The following is a 13,933-nucleotide window of genomic DNA, read 5'->3' on the forward strand; positions in this document are numbered from 1 at the left end:
AGGGTCCGGTCGAGCGCCTGGAGTCAAAGCCGATGAAGTCCTTGATCGCCGCCGCCTTGCTGACCGTGGTCGCCGGCCAGGTTTCGGCCCAGGAGCCGTCCCTCACGACCGTCGAGACCCGCCGCCTGGACGCGCCCGAGGCCAACCAGGGCGTGGCGGCCGACAAGGCCCACCTCTACGCCGTCGATAACGGCAGGATCGCCCGCTACGACAAGGCCACGGGCGTCAAGCAGGCCGAGTGGACGGGCGACCCGGTGCGTTTCAAGCACCTGAACGCCTGCCTGATCGTCGGCAAGGACCTTGTCTGCGCGGGCTCGAACTATCCCAGTGTGCCGCAGAACAGCGCGGTCGAGCTGTTCGATCCCGTCAAGATGACCCACACGCGGACCATTCCGCTGGGGCCGGGAATCGGCTCCCTGACCTGGGTCGACCGCCGCGACGGATTCTGGTGGGCGATGTTCGCCAACTACGACGCCAAGGGCGGCGAGCCGGGGCGCGACCATCGCTGGACCACCCTGGTGAAGTTCGACGACCAGTGGCGGCGCGTCGGGGCCTGGGCCCTGCCGGCGGCGGTGCTGGAGCGCATGGCGCCGTACAGCTGCTCGGGCGGCGGCTTCGGCGACGACGGCCTGCTCTATGTCACCGGCCACGACCGGCCCGAGCTCTACGCCCTGGCCATTCCCACCGAGGGCGGGGCGACCCTGGATCTGGTCGCGACCCTGGCGATTCCGTTCGAGGGCCAGGCCATCGCCTGGGATCGCGGCGGCGATCCCCACGCGAAGCGCACGCTGTGGGGCGTCAACCGCGCCACCCGACAGGTGGTGGCGGTCCAGGTTCCGCCGGTTCCGGACGTTTCGGGCCCAAAATAGCCGTCAGAGCATTGCGGCGCCGCATCAAGGTCGCTAGAAGGCGGCGGCTTGCGCGAGCGGGGGCCTCGCGCCGCGTTCCGCGCAAGAATTGACCGGTTTTCGAGGTGACAGGCACGTGTCTCGGTTGGTGATGAAGTTCGGCGGCACGTCGGTGGCCGACCTGGAGCGCATCCGTCGGGTGGCGCGCCTGGTCGCGGCCGAGGTGGCGACGGGCAAGCAGGTGGCGGTGGTCGTCTCGGCCATGTCGGGCAAGACCAACGAGCTGGTCGCCTGGACCGACGGCGCGGGCCGCGCCGCGCAAGGTCTTCCGGAGTCGGACGACGAGTACGACACCGTGGTCGCCTCGGGCGAGCAGGTGACCGCCGGCCTGCTGGCCATGACCCTGCGCAACATGGGCCACAAGGCCCGCTCGTTCCTGGGCTGGCAGGTGCCGATCATCACCGACGAGGCCCACGGCCGCGCCCGCATCGAGGACATCCCGCCCGCCAATCTGGAAGCCTGCTTCGCCAGCGGCGAGATCGCCGTGATCGCCGGCTTCCAGGGCGTGACCCCGAACCAGCGCATCACCACCCTGGGCCGGGGCGGCTCGGACACCTCCGCCGTGGCCATCGCCGCCGCCGTGAAGGGCGCCTGCGACATCTACACGGACGTCGACGGCGTCTACACGACCGACCCGCGGATCGAGAGCAAGGCCAGGCGCCTGGCCAAGATCAGCTACGAAGAGATGCTTGAAATGGCCTCGCTGGGGGCCAAGGTGCTGCAGACCCGTTCGGTCGAGATGGCCATGGCCCATCGCGTCCCGGTGCGGGTGCTGTCGAGTTTCGTCGAACCCGGGGAAGCTCCCGGCCAAGGTACGATCGTCTGCGACGAGGAAGAAATCATGGAAAAGCGCATCGTCTCGGGCGTCGCCTACAGCCGCGACGAAGCCAAGATCACCCTGCTGGGCCTGCCCGATCACCCGGGCGTGTCCTCGCAGATCTTCGGCCGCCTCGCCGACGCCAATGTGAACGTCGACATGATCGTGCAGTCGCGCGCCCGCAGCGCCGCGACCGCCAACATGGAGTTCACGGTCGGCAAGCGTGACGCCGCCCGCGCCGTCGAGATCGTCCGCACGGCCCAGAAGGAGATCGGCTTCGAGGACGTCGCCGTCGACGAGGACGTCGCCAAGGTCTCGGTGATCGGGGTGGGCATGCGCAGCCACGCCGGCGTCGCTCAGTCGATGTTCAAGGCCCTGGCCGAGAAGAACATCAACATCCAGGTCATCTCGACCTCGGAGATCAAGATCTCGGTCCTGATCGACGCGGCCTACACCGAACTGGCCGTGCGCGCCCTGCACGCGGTGTATGGGCTGGATCAGCTGTAAGGCTGAGCGGCCCCCTCAGTCGGCTTCGCCGACACCTCCCCCATGAAGGGGGAGCACGCTTAGGTTCTCCTCCCCCTTCATGGGGGAGGTGGCCGCGAAGCGGTCGGAGGGGGCTTCACCGCCATCTTCCTTCTACAAAACGTCGCGTTCGGACGTTATGAGGGCGCCAGCCCACGGAGCCCCCATGCCCGACGTCTTCAAGTTCGATCCCGACGCCAAGACCGTCACCTTCCACGGCGACGCCGGTCTGGACCTGCTCTACGACCTGCTGCTGCGCGCCAAGTTCGGCGACGGCTACGAGAAGCCGCTGCTGATCAGCCCGTGGCTGGCGGCGCTGCTGAACCAGCTGGACCAGGCCCTGCCGGACGACGGCCAGTGGTTCCCGGAAAAGCCCGGCCAGCCGATCTTCGACACCGACGACCTGCTGGCCATGGGCGACGCGGTCATCGAGGAAGGCCATACGGTCGGCTGGTGGACCATGACCAAGGCGGAAAAGCGCGCCTATCTGCGCAACGTCGTCGCCGCCCCGCACCCGCTGACCGATCTCGAGGTCGAGTTCATCGAGACCGACATCGACGCGGCGCTGGAACAGGCCCGCAAGCTGGTGGCCGACGCCGACGAGCCGCTGGCCCTGCCGGGGCACGGGTAGCCCGAACTCCCACCTCCGTTTTCCCCGGCGAAAGCCGGGGTCCAGATGGAAGAGCGCGGGGGCGGGGTCTAGTCGCGCCGCGTGCCTCCAGTCAGCCCAAACGCCCCGAGATCTGGGTCCCGGCTTTCGCCGGGAAGATCGGAATGGGGCAGGGTAGCCGTTATGGGCCACCACCTCTCAGCCCCCGCCGAACTGTCGTTCCGCCGCTATGGCGAGGACGCGCCGCCGCATGTCCACGCCTTCGACCAGATCGTGCTGCCGCGCCGCGGCGTACTGGAGATGGAGATCGACGGCCAGGGCGGCCGGGTCGATCCGGGCCGCGCGGCGGTGGTCCCGCCTGGCGCGCGCCACGCCTTCGCCGCCTCGGGCGAGAACCTGTTCGTGGTCGCCGACATCGGCGGGGCGCTGATGAGGCCGTTCGAACGCCTGCGCGAGCGACCGTTCGCCCCGGTCACCGGCGCGGTGCGCGGCCTTCTCGAGTACCTAGCCGGCGAGGCGCCCGGCGCGATCGAAACCGGCGTCGCCAGCCTGTGGACGCCGCTGCTGCTGCGCGGTCTCTCGGCCGCGCCGGGCGCTGTCGACCCGCGCCTGGCGCGAGCGGTCGCGATAATCGAGGCCCGCTACGATCAGCCGCTGACCGTCCGCGACCTCGCCGCCGAGGCCGGCATGAGCCAGAGCCGGTTCTTCGCGCGGTTCGCCGACGCCTACGGGACGACGCCGCACGGCGCGCTGTCCGACACGCGGCTGCGCGCGGCCCAGCGCCTGCTGTCGGACACCCGCCTGTCGATCGCCGAGATCGCCGCGCGCACGGGGCACGGCGATCAGAGCGGTCTCACCAGGCGCATGAAGGCGGCGCTGGGCGTCACCCCCGGCGCCTGGCGAAAGCGGCGCTAGCCTCAGTGGGCAATCTCAGGCGCCGCCATAGGCGGCATGGATGCTCGTGCTGGCGGTGTCGTTGTTGCCGTCGGTCACCTGGCACACCCAAGCCGACAGACGCGGCGGTCCGCTCCAGGAGCCGGCCCATCCGAATTCGACCACCGGACTGTTGGGATCCGATATCACGATATCGGTCGAGCCGGAGATGCGCGTCCACTGGTAGCTATAGGGGCTGACGCCGCCGCTGACGCTGACGGTGACTTCGCCTTCGCCCACGCCGATAACCGACGGCGAGGCGCTGGCCGACAGCGTCCGGGCCTGGGCGGCGGACGCGACCATCAGGGCGCCGACGCCCAGGCCGGCGGCGCCGAACATCAATTCACGACGGGACTTCATTCAACCCTCCTGATGTTACCTAAGGTTGGATAAGGCCATCACTCTACCTTCGAGTCAACCTGTAATAGAAACCGCCAAACCTCCGGGAGTTTTCGCCAAGCCAGGCGCCGCCGGGCCTGCTAACCCGGACGCATGAGCACCTCCCGCAACCTCCTTCTGGGCCTGCTGTTCGGCCTGATCGCCGGCGCGTTCTGGGGCGGGGTGTTCCTGGCGCCGAAGCTGCTGGCCGCCTTCACGCCGCTGCAGATGACGGCCGGGCGCTACATCGCCTACGGCCTGGCGTCGGCCGTGCTGCTGGCCCCGAGCTGGAAGACGGTGATGGGCAAGATGACCGGCAAGGACTGGCGGGACCTGGCCGCGCTGAGCCTGTTGGGCAATCTCATCTACTATGTCGGCCTGTCGGTCTCGGTGCAGAGTTCGGGCGTGGCCCTGGCCTCGCTGATCATCGGCCTGCTGCCGGTGACCGTCACCCTGGTTGGGGCGAAGCCAGGGGAGGGCGTGGCGCTCCGCCATCTGGCCGCGCCGCTGGCGCTGGTCGTGGCCGGCGGGGTCTGCATCAATGTTTCGGTGTTCACTGAGAGCCAGGGCGTCGGCGTCGCGCGGCAGATCGTCGGCGTGCTGGGCGCGACCCTGGCCCTGGCGATGTGGACCGCCTACGCCGTCTGGAACGCCCGCCGCCTGGCCGCGACGCCGAAGTTCACCAGCCACGAGTGGTCGCTGCTGACGGGCCTGGCCACCGGCCTGCTGTCGCTGGCGCTGGTGATTCCAGCCTTCGCCCTGGGCGGCGAGGCTCACGCGCCGGCGGCCCATACCCCTGAAGCCTGGGGCTGGTTCTGGATGGTCAGTTTCGCCGTCGCGATCGGGGCCTCGGTGATCGGCAACGGCCTGTGGAACGCGGCCAGCCGCCTGCTGCCGCTCAGCCTGTCGGGCCAGCTGATCGTGTTCGAGACCCTGTTCGCGCTGCTCTACGGCTTCCTGTACGAGGGCCGCTGGCCGCGCGGGCTGGAGACGGCGGCGATCGTGCTGATGCTGGCCGGCGTGCTGTGGTCGGTGCGGCTGCATCGGCCGGCGAGGGACGTGTTGGTCGCCTAACCCCCCAAGCTTTTTGGCGTCCCGAAGGCTTTCTCAACATGAAGCGAACCTGAACAGCGCGGTTCAGATCAGGTTCAAGCGCGGGGTCCTACAACGGACATCAACAGCGCCGCCCAGTCTCATCTTCGGGAAAGGGGGCGACGCTTCTGGAACAGGAGCCCTGCCATGAAGACCATCGGCAAGTTCACCAAGACCGTCGTCGCCGTCGCCATCACCGGCGCGCTGGTCGCCCCCGCCTCGGCCGCCTTCGCCGGCGAGAAGACCGATCGCGCCGTGGTCGGCGCTCTGATCGGCGGCATCGCCGGCGCGGCCCTGGGTCACGGCAAGGGCGAAGCGGTCGCCATCGGCGCCGTCGCTGGCGCCGCCCTGGGCGCGACGACCGCCAAGGACAAGTACGACCGTCGCTACAGCCAGTCGTACCGGACCGCCCCCCGCTACAGCGAGAGCCGCTACAGCGACAACCGCTACAGCGACAATCACTACGGCCATGACAACCGCTACGCCTACGATCGCGGCGGCTACCGCAACGATCGTTATGACGCCCGCTACGACAACCGTTACGCCTACGGCTATCGCCGCTAAGCGTCCTCCAACGCCGCTCGTGTTCCGATCCCTCCCCGAGCGAGCTCACTGCGCCGCCCCTCACAGGGCGGCGCTTTTTCGCGCCGCCCGTCCCCCTTTCGGAAAATTTGGGCGGCGCTTTTCCGCGCGGTCACACCTAATCGCCGTTCGGTTGTCCGCGCCGGCTATCGCGCTGGCGGAATCTGCTGTAGCCCCCATCTGGAAGGCTTGGACCGGCCTTAACCCTTGGCGCTTCAAGCTGGGCTACACCGGTTCCAGCGAGAGGGAGCGCGTAAAGGCGTCATGGCGGCATCCGGCATCGCCGTTCGAGGACCACGCAGCCTGCTGCGGCAGATACGCGAGGCCATGGCCGGCGGCGGTCCCGCCCAGGCCAAGCTCGACATGGTGGTGCGCACCATCGCCATCTCGATGGTCGCCGAGGTCTGCTCCATCTATCTGCGCCGCGCCACCGGCGATCTCGAACTGTTCGCCACCGAAGGCCTGGCCCGCGAGGCCGTCCACGTCACCCGGCTGAAGCCGGGCGAGGGCCTGGTCGGCGAAACCATGCGCCTGGGCCGGCCGCTGAACCTGTCCGACGCCGCCAGCCATCCGCAGTTCTCGTACCGTCCCGAAACCGGCGAAGATCCGTATCACGCCTTCCTGGCCGTGCCGCTGCTGCGCGGCGGCCGGGCGATCGGCGTGCTGGTCGTCCAGAACCGCACCGAGCGCAACTATGACGAGGAGGAGGTCGAGGACCTCCAGATCATCGCCATGGTGCTGGCCGAGATGGTCAGCTCCAGCGAGCTCCTGGGCGCCGCCGAACTCAAGGACGTCGAGCTGGCGCCGCACAAGCCCGAGCGGCTGAAGGGCTCGCGCTTCGCTGAAGGTCTCGCTTACGGCGTCGCGGTGCTGCACGAGCAGCCTGTCGCGCCCGAGACCCTGCTGTCCGACGACGCCCTGGCCGAGGAAGCCCGGCTCTCCTACGCCATCGAAGCGCTGCAGACCCAGATCGACCAGATGCTGGAGGGCCAGCATGGCCTGGTCGGCGCCAGTTACGAGGTGCTGGAGACCTACCGCCTGTTCGCCCACGACCGGGGCTGGAACCGGTCGCTGCAGGAGGCGGTGCGCTCGGGCCTGACCGCCGAGGCGGCCGTCGAACGCGTGCGGTCCGAGCACCGCGCCCGCCTGGGCCAGGCCCGCGACCCCTATCTGCGCGAGCGGCTGCACGACCTGGAAGACCTCAACGACAGGCTGCTGCGCCACCTGTCGGGCGACGTCCACGCCGTGCGCAAGCTGCCCGACGACGCCATCCTGATCGCCCGCAACCTGGGGCCGGCCGACCTGCTGGAATACGACCGCACCAAGCTGAAGGGCATCCTGCTCGAGGAAGGCTCGGCGGCCAGCCACGCCGGCATCGTGGCCCGGGCGCTGGACATCCCGTGCGTGGGCCGCCTGGCTGGCCTGCGCGACCGGCTCAGCGAAGGCGACCCCGTCGTGGTCGACGCCGAGACCGCCGAGGCCTGGCTTCGCCCGCGTCCGGACGTCATCAAGGCGCTGAAGGTGCGGATGGAGGTCCGGGCCCAGCGCAAGGCCGAGTTCGCCCGCCTGCGCGACACCCCGCCGATCACCAAGGACGGCGCCAAGATCACCCTGCTGATGAACGCCGGCCTGGCCGTCGATCTCGACATCCTGGCCGAGACCGGGGCGGAGGGCATCGGCCTGTTCCGCACCGAGTTCCAGTTCATGGTCGCCGAGGAGCTGCCGCGCCTGGAGGCCCAGACGGCGCTCTACGAGAAGGTCCTGGAAGCCGCCGACGGCATGCCGGTGACCTTCCGCACGCTCGACCTGGGCGGCGACAAGCTGCTGCCTTACATGGAGCTGGAGCGCGAGGACAATCCGGCCCTGGGCTGGCGCGCGGTGCGCATGGGCCTGGACCGTCCGGCCCTGCTGCGCATGCAGATCCGCGCCCTGATCAAGGCCGCAGCGGGCCGGCCGCTGAAGGTGATGTTCCCGCTGGTGGCCAATGTCGACGAGTTCCGCGCCGCGCGCTCGTTCGTCGACCAGGAAGTGGCCTGGGCGCTGAAGCGTGGCCGCCCCGCGCCGTCGCGCCTGGACGTCGGGGCGATGATCGAGGCCCCGTCGCTGCTGTGGCATCTGGACGCACTGTTGCCGATGACCGACTTCGTTTCGGTCGGCACCAACGACCTGATGCAGTACCTGTTCGCCGCCGATCGGGGCAATCCGAAGGTCTCGGACCGCTACGATCCCCTGTCGCCGGCCGCCCTGCGCGCCCTGAAGACCATCCAGCAGGCCTGCGCCGACACCGGCACGCCGGTGTCCGTGTGCGGCGAGATGGCGGGCCGTCCGCTGGAGGCCTTCACCCTGGTGGCCCTGGGTTTCGAGGCCCTTTCCATGCCGCCGGCCGGCATCGGGCCGGTCAAGCAGATGGTCCTGTCGTGCGATCGCGAGGCCGCCCGGCGCAATGTCGAGGCCTTGCTGAAGGGCTCCGGCGGATCGCTGCGCGGCGAGATCGAAACCCTGGCGAGAAAGCTGTACGTGGCGGTGTGACGAAAGCTTGGCCGTTAACCAAGCGTCACCGTTTAGTACATTGAATCCCGCTACTTAGTTTGATATCCACAAACAGTTGTTAAGACTTCCGTGAGATACGGAGTTGGGGGGCTCCGCGCTTTCGCGCGCGGCGCGATATTGGGGGCGTTTAGTCGGTCATGCCGCTGGATACGGGCAACGTGAGGCGTTTGCATCTCGTCACGGACGCTGATGTGGACGATGCGCCGATCGCGGTCGCGCAACCTTCGCTGGACGAGGGGGCCGATATCGGCCTGGCCCTGAAGGCGGCCCGCGAGTTCCGCGGCCTGACCACCCAGGACGTCGCCGACGCCACCCGCATCCGCCAGAGCTATATCGAGGCGATCGAGGACATGCGTCTCGACGACCTGCCGTCGCGCCCGTTCACCATCGGCTATGTCCGCGCCTATGCCGGCCTGCTGGGCCTGGACGCCGAGGCGGCCGTGGCCCGCTTCAAGACCGACAGTCCCGACGAGGGCGCCGAGCTGCGCGCCCCGGTCGGCGTGCGCCGCGAGCGCGATCCGCGGCTGGCCCTGATCTTCGCCGGCGGCCTGCTGGTGGTGGGCGCCATCCTGCTGTGGAACGTCGCCCAGCGCGCCATCACCAAGGAAGAGCCGCCGCCGCAGGTGGCTCCGGCCGCCGTCTCGACCCAGGTCCAGTCGCACGCCAGCAACAACCAGGTCGCCCTGGGCTCGCCGCTGCCGGCCCCGGTCGAATCGACCACGCCCGATCCCTACAAGACCCCGGGCCTCGACGACGCCGCCGCCAACGGCGGTTCGGTCGACGCCGCCAACGCCGCCTCCAAGGCGCGCGCCGTGGCCGACGCCAAGGCCGGCGTCGTCGATCCGGCCAGCCAGTTCGTGGTGGGCTCGCCGTTCAAGCTCAAGGGCCAGGTCCTGGGCGCGACGCCGGCCGAAGCTTCTGGCGTGCTGATCCAGGCCCGCAAGGCCGGCTCCCTGACCGTGCGCCGCGCGGACGGCACGATCCACATGACCCGCTGGCTCTCGGCCGGCGACGCCTATCGCGCGCCGCGCACGCCGGGCCTGATCCTCGACGTGGTCGAGCCGTCGCTGTTCGAGGTCTATTACAACGGCCGCCTGACGGGACATCTGACGTCGAACCAGACCGCGGTGGCCAAGCTGATCCCGGCTCCGGTCGCCCCGGTGGCGGCGGCTACGGCTCCGAAGCCCTAACCAAAACCGATCTCCCCGGCGAAAGCCGGGGCCCAGATCGAACCCACGAACGTTCACGGGCCTGTCTCGGGCCTGAGGCGCATTCGCCCCAACCTCACCGGATGAATCTGGGCCCCGGCCTTCGCCGGGGAAACGGGTTTAGGGAAATCGAGAGCAGGGCGGGGGAAGCCCTTCTATCCGGCCCCAACACCCTCTAAATTAGCGCCATGGCCGCAGACCACACGCACGTCCGTCCCTGGCGCATGATCACGCGTCGGCAATCGCGCAAGATCCGCGTCGGCGATGTCGAGGTGGGCGGCGACGCGCCGATCACCGTCCAGTCGATGACCAACACCCTGACCAGCGACGCCGCCGCGACGCTGGAGCAGATCCGCCAGCTGGAGGAAGCCGGCGCCGACATCGTCCGCGTCAGCTGCCCCGACGTCGAAAGCACGGCGGCCTTCAAGACTATCGCCCGCGAGGCCAAGGTCCCGCTCGTGGCCGACATCCACTTTCACTACAAGCGCGGCATCGAGGCGGCCCAGGCCGGCGCGGCCTGCCTGCGGATCAACCCGGGCAATATCGGCAGCCCCGACCGCGTGCGCGACGTCATCCAGGCCGCTCGCGATCACGGCTGCTCGATGCGGATCGGCGTCAACGCCGGCTCGCTGGAGCGCGAGCTGCTGGAAAAGTACGGCGAGCCATGCCCCGAGGCGATGGTCGAGAGCGCCCTCAACCACGCCCGCATCCTGCAGGACCACGACTTCCACGAGTTCAAGATCTCGGTGAAGGCGTCCGACCCGTTCATGACCGTGGCCGCCTATTACCAGCTGGCCGAGGCCATCGACTGCCCGCTGCACCTGGGCGTGACCGAGGCGGGGGCCTTGCGGACCGGCACGGTGAAGTCCTCGATCGGCATCGGCTCGATGCTGTGGGCCGGCATCGGCGACACCATCCGGGTCTCGCTGGCGGCCGATCCCGTCGAGGAGATCAAGGTCGGCTTCGACATCCTCAAGTCGCTGGGCCTGCGCCACCGCGGCGTCAATATCATCGCCTGCCCGTCGTGCGCCCGTCAGGGCTATGACGTCATCAAGACCGTTGAAGCGCTCGAAAGCCGGCTGGCCCACATCTCGACGCCAATGTCGCTCTCGATCATCGGCTGCGTCGTCAACGGCCCGGGCGAGGCGCTGATGACCGACATCGGCTTCACCGGCGGCGGGGCCGGGGCGGGCATGGTCTACATGGCCGGCAAGCCCGACCACAAACAATCCAACGACGGGATGATCGATCACATCGTCGAACTCGTTGAGAAGAAGGCGGCCGAGATCCAGGCCACGAACGCCGCGCGGACTCTCGCGGCCGAATAGGGAGTGAGCGCCATGCGCGCGATGGTTCGCGGTCTGACCATGGTCCTGGCTCTGGCGGCGGCGTCGGGCGCCCTGGCCGCCGGCCGTCCCAATCCAGAGGGCGAGGCCAAGCTGGCCAAACGCCTCGAGGGGCTCGTGCCGGGCAAGCCGGTCCACTGCATCAGTCTGCATCCCACGGAAAGCAGCGAGATCATCGAGGGCACGGCGATCCTCTACAACGGACCCGGCGGCCGCATCTACGTGAACCGGCCTCGGAGCGGCGCCGACACGCTGCGTCGCGACGACATCCTCGTCACGCGGACCATCACCGCCCAGCTGTGCAATACCGACATCGTCACCCTGGTCGAGCCGATGTCGCACTTCTCCAAGGGCTTCGTGAACCTCGGCGACTTCGTGCCCTACGCCAAGCCGAAGCCGAAGCCCTGAACTCAAGAGTTTTTACTAGTCACGGCGCGTCATGACGGCTAACGGCGTGGGATGATCGGACCTCACCCCTCGGGCGGCTATATCCTGGACGAACTGTCCGTCGGGATGACCGCCGAAAAGCACGTCCCCGTCACCGAAGCGCGGATCGGCCTGTTCGCCGAGGCCTCGGACGACTTCAATCCCGTGCACATGGACGAGGCGTTCGCCGCCAAGACCGCCTATCGCGGGCGGATCGCCCACGGCCTGCTGTCGGCGTCGTTCGGCTCGGCGGTGGTCGGCACCATCCTGCCCGGGGCCGGGGCGATCTACCTATCCCAGACCCTGGCCTTTCACCGTCCGGTGCGGGTCGGCGACGTGGTCATCGCCCGCATCACCGTCGCGGCCATCGACGCCGAGAGCGCCCGCGTCACCCTGCGCTGCGCCGGCTATGTCGGCGAGGACCTGATCATGGACGGCGAGGCCGTGGTCCGCGTGCCGCGTCGGCGCAAGCCGGCCAGGGCTTAAGCACGTTCCGTCGGCTCCGCCTCGACGGTTGAGGCGGCGAGGGTGAGCCGCGCTTCGTGACGCGTCGGCCTCAGCCCGCGATCAACGCCGCCCGCTCTTCGCTGGTCAGCGGACGCCAGCGCCCTTCCGGCATCTCGCCCAGGGTCAGCGGACCGATCCTGACGCGGAACAGGTCGACGACCTTCAGCTCGACCAGCTCGCACATGCGGCGGATCTGGCGGTTGCGGCCTTCGCGCAGGACGATGCGCAGGCGCTGGTCCGAGATGACCTCGACCTCGGCGGGGCGCAGCTCGCGGCCGTCCAGCTCCAGGCCGAAGCGGAGCAGCTCCAGCTTCTCCTCGGTCAGCTCACCCATCACCGCGACCCGGTATTCCTTTTCCAGGTCCGACTGCGGGCCGATCACGGCCTTGGCCACGACGCCGTCCTGGGACAGTAGCAGGAGGCCGCGCGAGTCCTTGTCCAGGCGACCGATCGGCGGCAGCAGGTCGCCCGACTGCGGGATCGGCGCCGGAACGCCGCCCCAGATGTTCTGCCGGGTCAGCAGGCGGGCGGCCGGGACCTGGCCGGGATCCGGCTGGGACGAGACCACGCCCACCGGCTTGTGGATCATGTAGGTGAAGGTCGATTCCAGCTTGGCCGTGGCGCGGTCGGCCAGCACCAGGGTCTGGCCCGGCAGGATCTTGCGGCCGACGTCCTCCACGACCTCGCCGTCGATCGACACCAGGCCTTCGGCGATCAGCGCCTCGGCCTCGCGGCGCGAGCACACGCCGCTCTGGGCCAGCCACTTGTTGACCCGCTGGGGCTCGTCCTCGTCGTAGGTCCGGGTCCAGGACATCAGCCGAAGCTTTCTTCGAGGCTGGCCAGGCGTTCGGCCTGGTCCTCGGCGATCAGCGGATTGATCACGTCGTCCAGGGCGTCGCCCTCGATGATCCGCGACAGGTTGTAGAGGGTCAGGTTGATCCGGTGGTCGGTCACCCGGCCCTGCGGGAAATTGTAGGTGCGGATGCGTTCCGAGCGGTCGCCGCTGCCGACCTGGCTCTTGCGCGCCTCGGAGCGGGCGCTGTCCAGGGCCTCGCGCTGCATGTCGTAGAGGCGCGCCTTCAGGTTCTTCATGGCTCGGGCGCGGTTCTGGTGCTGCGACTTTTCCGAGCTGGTCACCACCACGCCGGTGGGCAAGTGGGTGATGCGCACGGCCGAGTCGGTCTTGTTGACGTGCTGGCCGCCCGCGCCCGACGAGCGGTAGGTGTCGATCCGCAGGTCGCTTTCCTTGATGTCGATCTCGACGTCCTCGGCTTCCGGCAGCACCGCGACGGTGGCGGCCGAGGTGTGGATGCGGCCCTGCGCCTCGGTGGCCGGCACGCGCTGCACGCGGTGGACGCCGCTTTCGAACTTCAGCCGTCCGAACACGCCGTCGCCGGTGATCGAGGCGACGATTTCCTTGTAGCCGCCCATTTCGCCTTCCGAGATGCTGTCGATCTCGACCTTCCAGCCGTGCAGCTGGGCGTAGCGCTGGTACATGCGGAAGAGGTCGCCGGCGAACAGGGCCGCCTCGTCGCCGCCGGTGCCGGCCCGTACTTCCAGGATGGCCGAGGCGTTCTCGTCCTTGTCCTTGGGGGCCAGCATCAGGGCCAGCTCGCGCTCGAGGACCGGCAGCTTCTCGTCCAGGGCCTGGATCTCGTCCTTGACCATGTCGGCCATTTCGGGATCGGCGGCCATGACGTCCAGCTCGGCGCGCTCGGCCGACAGCTTGGCCAGGCGCTCGACGGCCTCGGCCACGGGGCGCAGTTCAGCGTGCTCCTTGGAGAGCTTGACGATCTCGGTCCCGTCGGTGGCCGCGCCCATGCGCGCCTCCACTTCGCGGAAGCGGTCGAGAACCTGGTCGAGGCGGGCCTGGGGCAGTCGCAAGGGAGATGTCGCAATGGCTAAGGGATAGGGTCGGTCTTCCTAGTGCTTTTCCCCGCCGAAGGGAATGTTTCCCGCGCCTGAGCCAGGCGGACGCCAAGGACGCGCTGCTGACGCTCATTGTCATGCGTGGCGATTGAAAACTTACCTGGACGTGCTTAGGTCGCGAT

14 protein-coding genes are annotated in these 13,933 nt (G+C 69.0%); 11 read left to right on the top strand and 3 right to left on the bottom strand.

The window, feature by feature from the left end:
• The first annotated feature begins 32 nt into the window (after window positions 1-32).
• The 4 genes from AC1RNC_RS00195 to AC1RNC_RS00210 all read left to right on the top strand — a co-directional run bounded on the left by AC1RNC_RS00195 (window position 33) and on the right by AC1RNC_RS00210 (window position 3,775).
• Window positions 33-869: a hypothetical protein gene (locus tag AC1RNC_RS00195; RefSeq protein ID WP_492882703.1), complete on the top strand. Its 837-nt coding sequence runs from the start codon at window positions 33-35 to the stop codon at window positions 867-869.
• 115 nt (window positions 870-984) lie between these two features.
• Entirely contained in the window at window positions 985-2,232 is a 1,248-nt protein-coding gene (locus tag AC1RNC_RS00200; protein ID WP_492882705.1) for an aspartate kinase, read from the top strand.
• Window positions 2,233-2,416: 184 nt separating this feature from the next.
• Window positions 2,417-2,881 carry a hypothetical protein gene (locus AC1RNC_RS00205; RefSeq protein ID WP_492882707.1) on the top strand — a complete coding sequence of 155 codons (465 nt, stop codon included), beginning with the start codon at window positions 2,417-2,419 and terminating at the stop codon, window positions 2,879-2,881.
• A 162-nt stretch (window positions 2,882-3,043) separates the two neighbouring features.
• Window positions 3,044-3,775 carry an AraC family transcriptional regulator gene (locus AC1RNC_RS00210; protein WP_492882709.1) on the top strand — a complete coding sequence of 244 codons (732 nt, stop codon included), beginning with the start codon at window positions 3,044-3,046 and terminating at the stop codon, window positions 3,773-3,775.
• A gap of 15 nt (window positions 3,776-3,790) precedes the next feature.
• Here the strand turns inward: AC1RNC_RS00210 and AC1RNC_RS00215 are convergent, their stop codons facing one another.
• The gene (locus AC1RNC_RS00215; RefSeq protein WP_492882711.1) at window positions 3,791-4,153 is read right to left on the bottom strand and encodes a SprB repeat-containing protein; all 363 of its coding nucleotides are present in this window, start codon (window positions 4,151-4,153) and stop codon (window positions 3,791-3,793) included.
• A 132-nt stretch (window positions 4,154-4,285) separates the two neighbouring features.
• On the opposite strand from AC1RNC_RS00215, the gene AC1RNC_RS00220 reads away from it, so the two are divergent.
• The 7 genes from AC1RNC_RS00220 to AC1RNC_RS00250 all read left to right on the top strand — a co-directional run bounded on the left by AC1RNC_RS00220 (window position 4,286) and on the right by AC1RNC_RS00250 (window position 11,861).
• Window positions 4,286-5,245 carry a DMT family transporter gene (locus AC1RNC_RS00220; protein WP_492882713.1) on the top strand — a complete coding sequence of 320 codons (960 nt, stop codon included), beginning with the start codon at window positions 4,286-4,288 and terminating at the stop codon, window positions 5,243-5,245.
• Window positions 5,246-5,410: 165 nt separating this feature from the next.
• Window positions 5,411-5,827 (top strand): hypothetical protein, encoded by a 417-nt coding sequence (locus tag AC1RNC_RS00225; RefSeq protein WP_492882715.1) that lies wholly within the window; start codon window positions 5,411-5,413, stop codon window positions 5,825-5,827.
• Between the two features lie 282 nt (window positions 5,828-6,109).
• Window positions 6,110-8,374 carry a phosphoenolpyruvate--protein phosphotransferase gene (gene ptsP, locus AC1RNC_RS00230; protein ID WP_492882717.1) on the top strand — a complete coding sequence of 755 codons (2,265 nt, stop codon included), beginning with the start codon at window positions 6,110-6,112 and terminating at the stop codon, window positions 8,372-8,374.
• A gap of 158 nt (window positions 8,375-8,532) precedes the next feature.
• Window positions 8,533-9,585 (top strand): helix-turn-helix domain-containing protein, encoded by a 1,053-nt coding sequence (locus AC1RNC_RS00235; RefSeq protein ID WP_492882719.1) that lies wholly within the window; start codon window positions 8,533-8,535, stop codon window positions 9,583-9,585.
• Between the two features lie 206 nt (window positions 9,586-9,791).
• The gene (ispG, locus tag AC1RNC_RS00240) at window positions 9,792-10,931 is read left to right on the top strand and encodes a flavodoxin-dependent (E)-4-hydroxy-3-methylbut-2-enyl-diphosphate synthase (RefSeq protein WP_492882721.1); all 1,140 of its coding nucleotides are present in this window, start codon (window positions 9,792-9,794) and stop codon (window positions 10,929-10,931) included.
• A 12-nt stretch (window positions 10,932-10,943) separates the two neighbouring features.
• A complete protein-coding gene (locus AC1RNC_RS00245) occupies window positions 10,944-11,357 on the top strand; it encodes a hypothetical protein (protein WP_492882723.1) in 414 nt (137 codons plus the stop codon).
• 51 nt (window positions 11,358-11,408) lie between these two features.
• Window positions 11,409-11,861, top strand: coding sequence for a MaoC family dehydratase (locus tag AC1RNC_RS00250; RefSeq protein WP_492882724.1), 453 nt, complete (start codon window positions 11,409-11,411; stop codon window positions 11,859-11,861).
• 70 nt (window positions 11,862-11,931) lie between these two features.
• On the opposite strand, the gene AC1RNC_RS00255 is transcribed toward AC1RNC_RS00250, so the two are convergent.
• Both AC1RNC_RS00255 and prfA read right to left on the bottom strand, forming a co-directional pair.
• Window positions 11,932-12,696, bottom strand: a complete 765-nt coding sequence (locus AC1RNC_RS00255; RefSeq protein WP_492882726.1) for a pseudouridine synthase — start codon at window positions 12,694-12,696, stop codon at window positions 11,932-11,934.
• On the bottom strand, window positions 12,696-13,766 hold the full coding sequence (prfA, locus tag AC1RNC_RS00260) for a peptide chain release factor 1 (RefSeq protein ID WP_492882728.1): 1,071 nt from the start codon (window positions 13,764-13,766) through the stop codon (window positions 12,696-12,698). The genes AC1RNC_RS00255 and prfA overlap by 1 nt, the downstream gene beginning before the upstream one ends.
• Window positions 13,767-13,933 lie beyond the last annotated feature (167 nt).

This window comes from Caulobacter sp. GW822-FHT01G02 (assembly GCF_058802865.1).

Coding starts and splice junctions, on each gene's coding strand:
- AC1RNC_RS00245 (WP_492882723.1), top strand. CDS start 10,944: ATGCGCGCGATGGTTCGCGGTCTGACCATGGTCCTGGCTCTGGCGGCG.
- AC1RNC_RS00205 (WP_492882707.1), top strand. CDS start 2,417: ATGCCCGACGTCTTCAAGTTCGATCCCGACGCCAAGACCGTCACCTTC.
- AC1RNC_RS00235 (WP_492882719.1), top strand. CDS start 8,533: ATGCCGCTGGATACGGGCAACGTGAGGCGTTTGCATCTCGTCACGGAC.
- AC1RNC_RS00225 (WP_492882715.1), top strand. CDS start 5,411: ATGAAGACCATCGGCAAGTTCACCAAGACCGTCGTCGCCGTCGCCATC.
- AC1RNC_RS00250 (WP_492882724.1), top strand. CDS start 11,409: ATGATCGGACCTCACCCCTCGGGCGGCTATATCCTGGACGAACTGTCC.
- AC1RNC_RS00195 (WP_492882703.1), top strand. CDS start 33: ATGAAGTCCTTGATCGCCGCCGCCTTGCTGACCGTGGTCGCCGGCCAG.
- AC1RNC_RS00210 (WP_492882709.1), top strand. CDS start 3,044: ATGGGCCACCACCTCTCAGCCCCCGCCGAACTGTCGTTCCGCCGCTAT.
- ptsP (WP_492882717.1), top strand. CDS start 6,110: ATGGCGGCATCCGGCATCGCCGTTCGAGGACCACGCAGCCTGCTGCGG.
- ispG (WP_492882721.1), top strand. CDS start 9,792: ATGGCCGCAGACCACACGCACGTCCGTCCCTGGCGCATGATCACGCGT.
- AC1RNC_RS00215 (WP_492882711.1), bottom strand. CDS start 4,153: ATGAAGTCCCGTCGTGAATTGATGTTCGGCGCCGCCGGCCTGGGCGTC.
- AC1RNC_RS00255 (WP_492882726.1), bottom strand. CDS start 12,696: ATGTCCTGGACCCGGACCTACGACGAGGACGAGCCCCAGCGGGTCAAC.
- AC1RNC_RS00220 (WP_492882713.1), top strand. CDS start 4,286: ATGAGCACCTCCCGCAACCTCCTTCTGGGCCTGCTGTTCGGCCTGATC.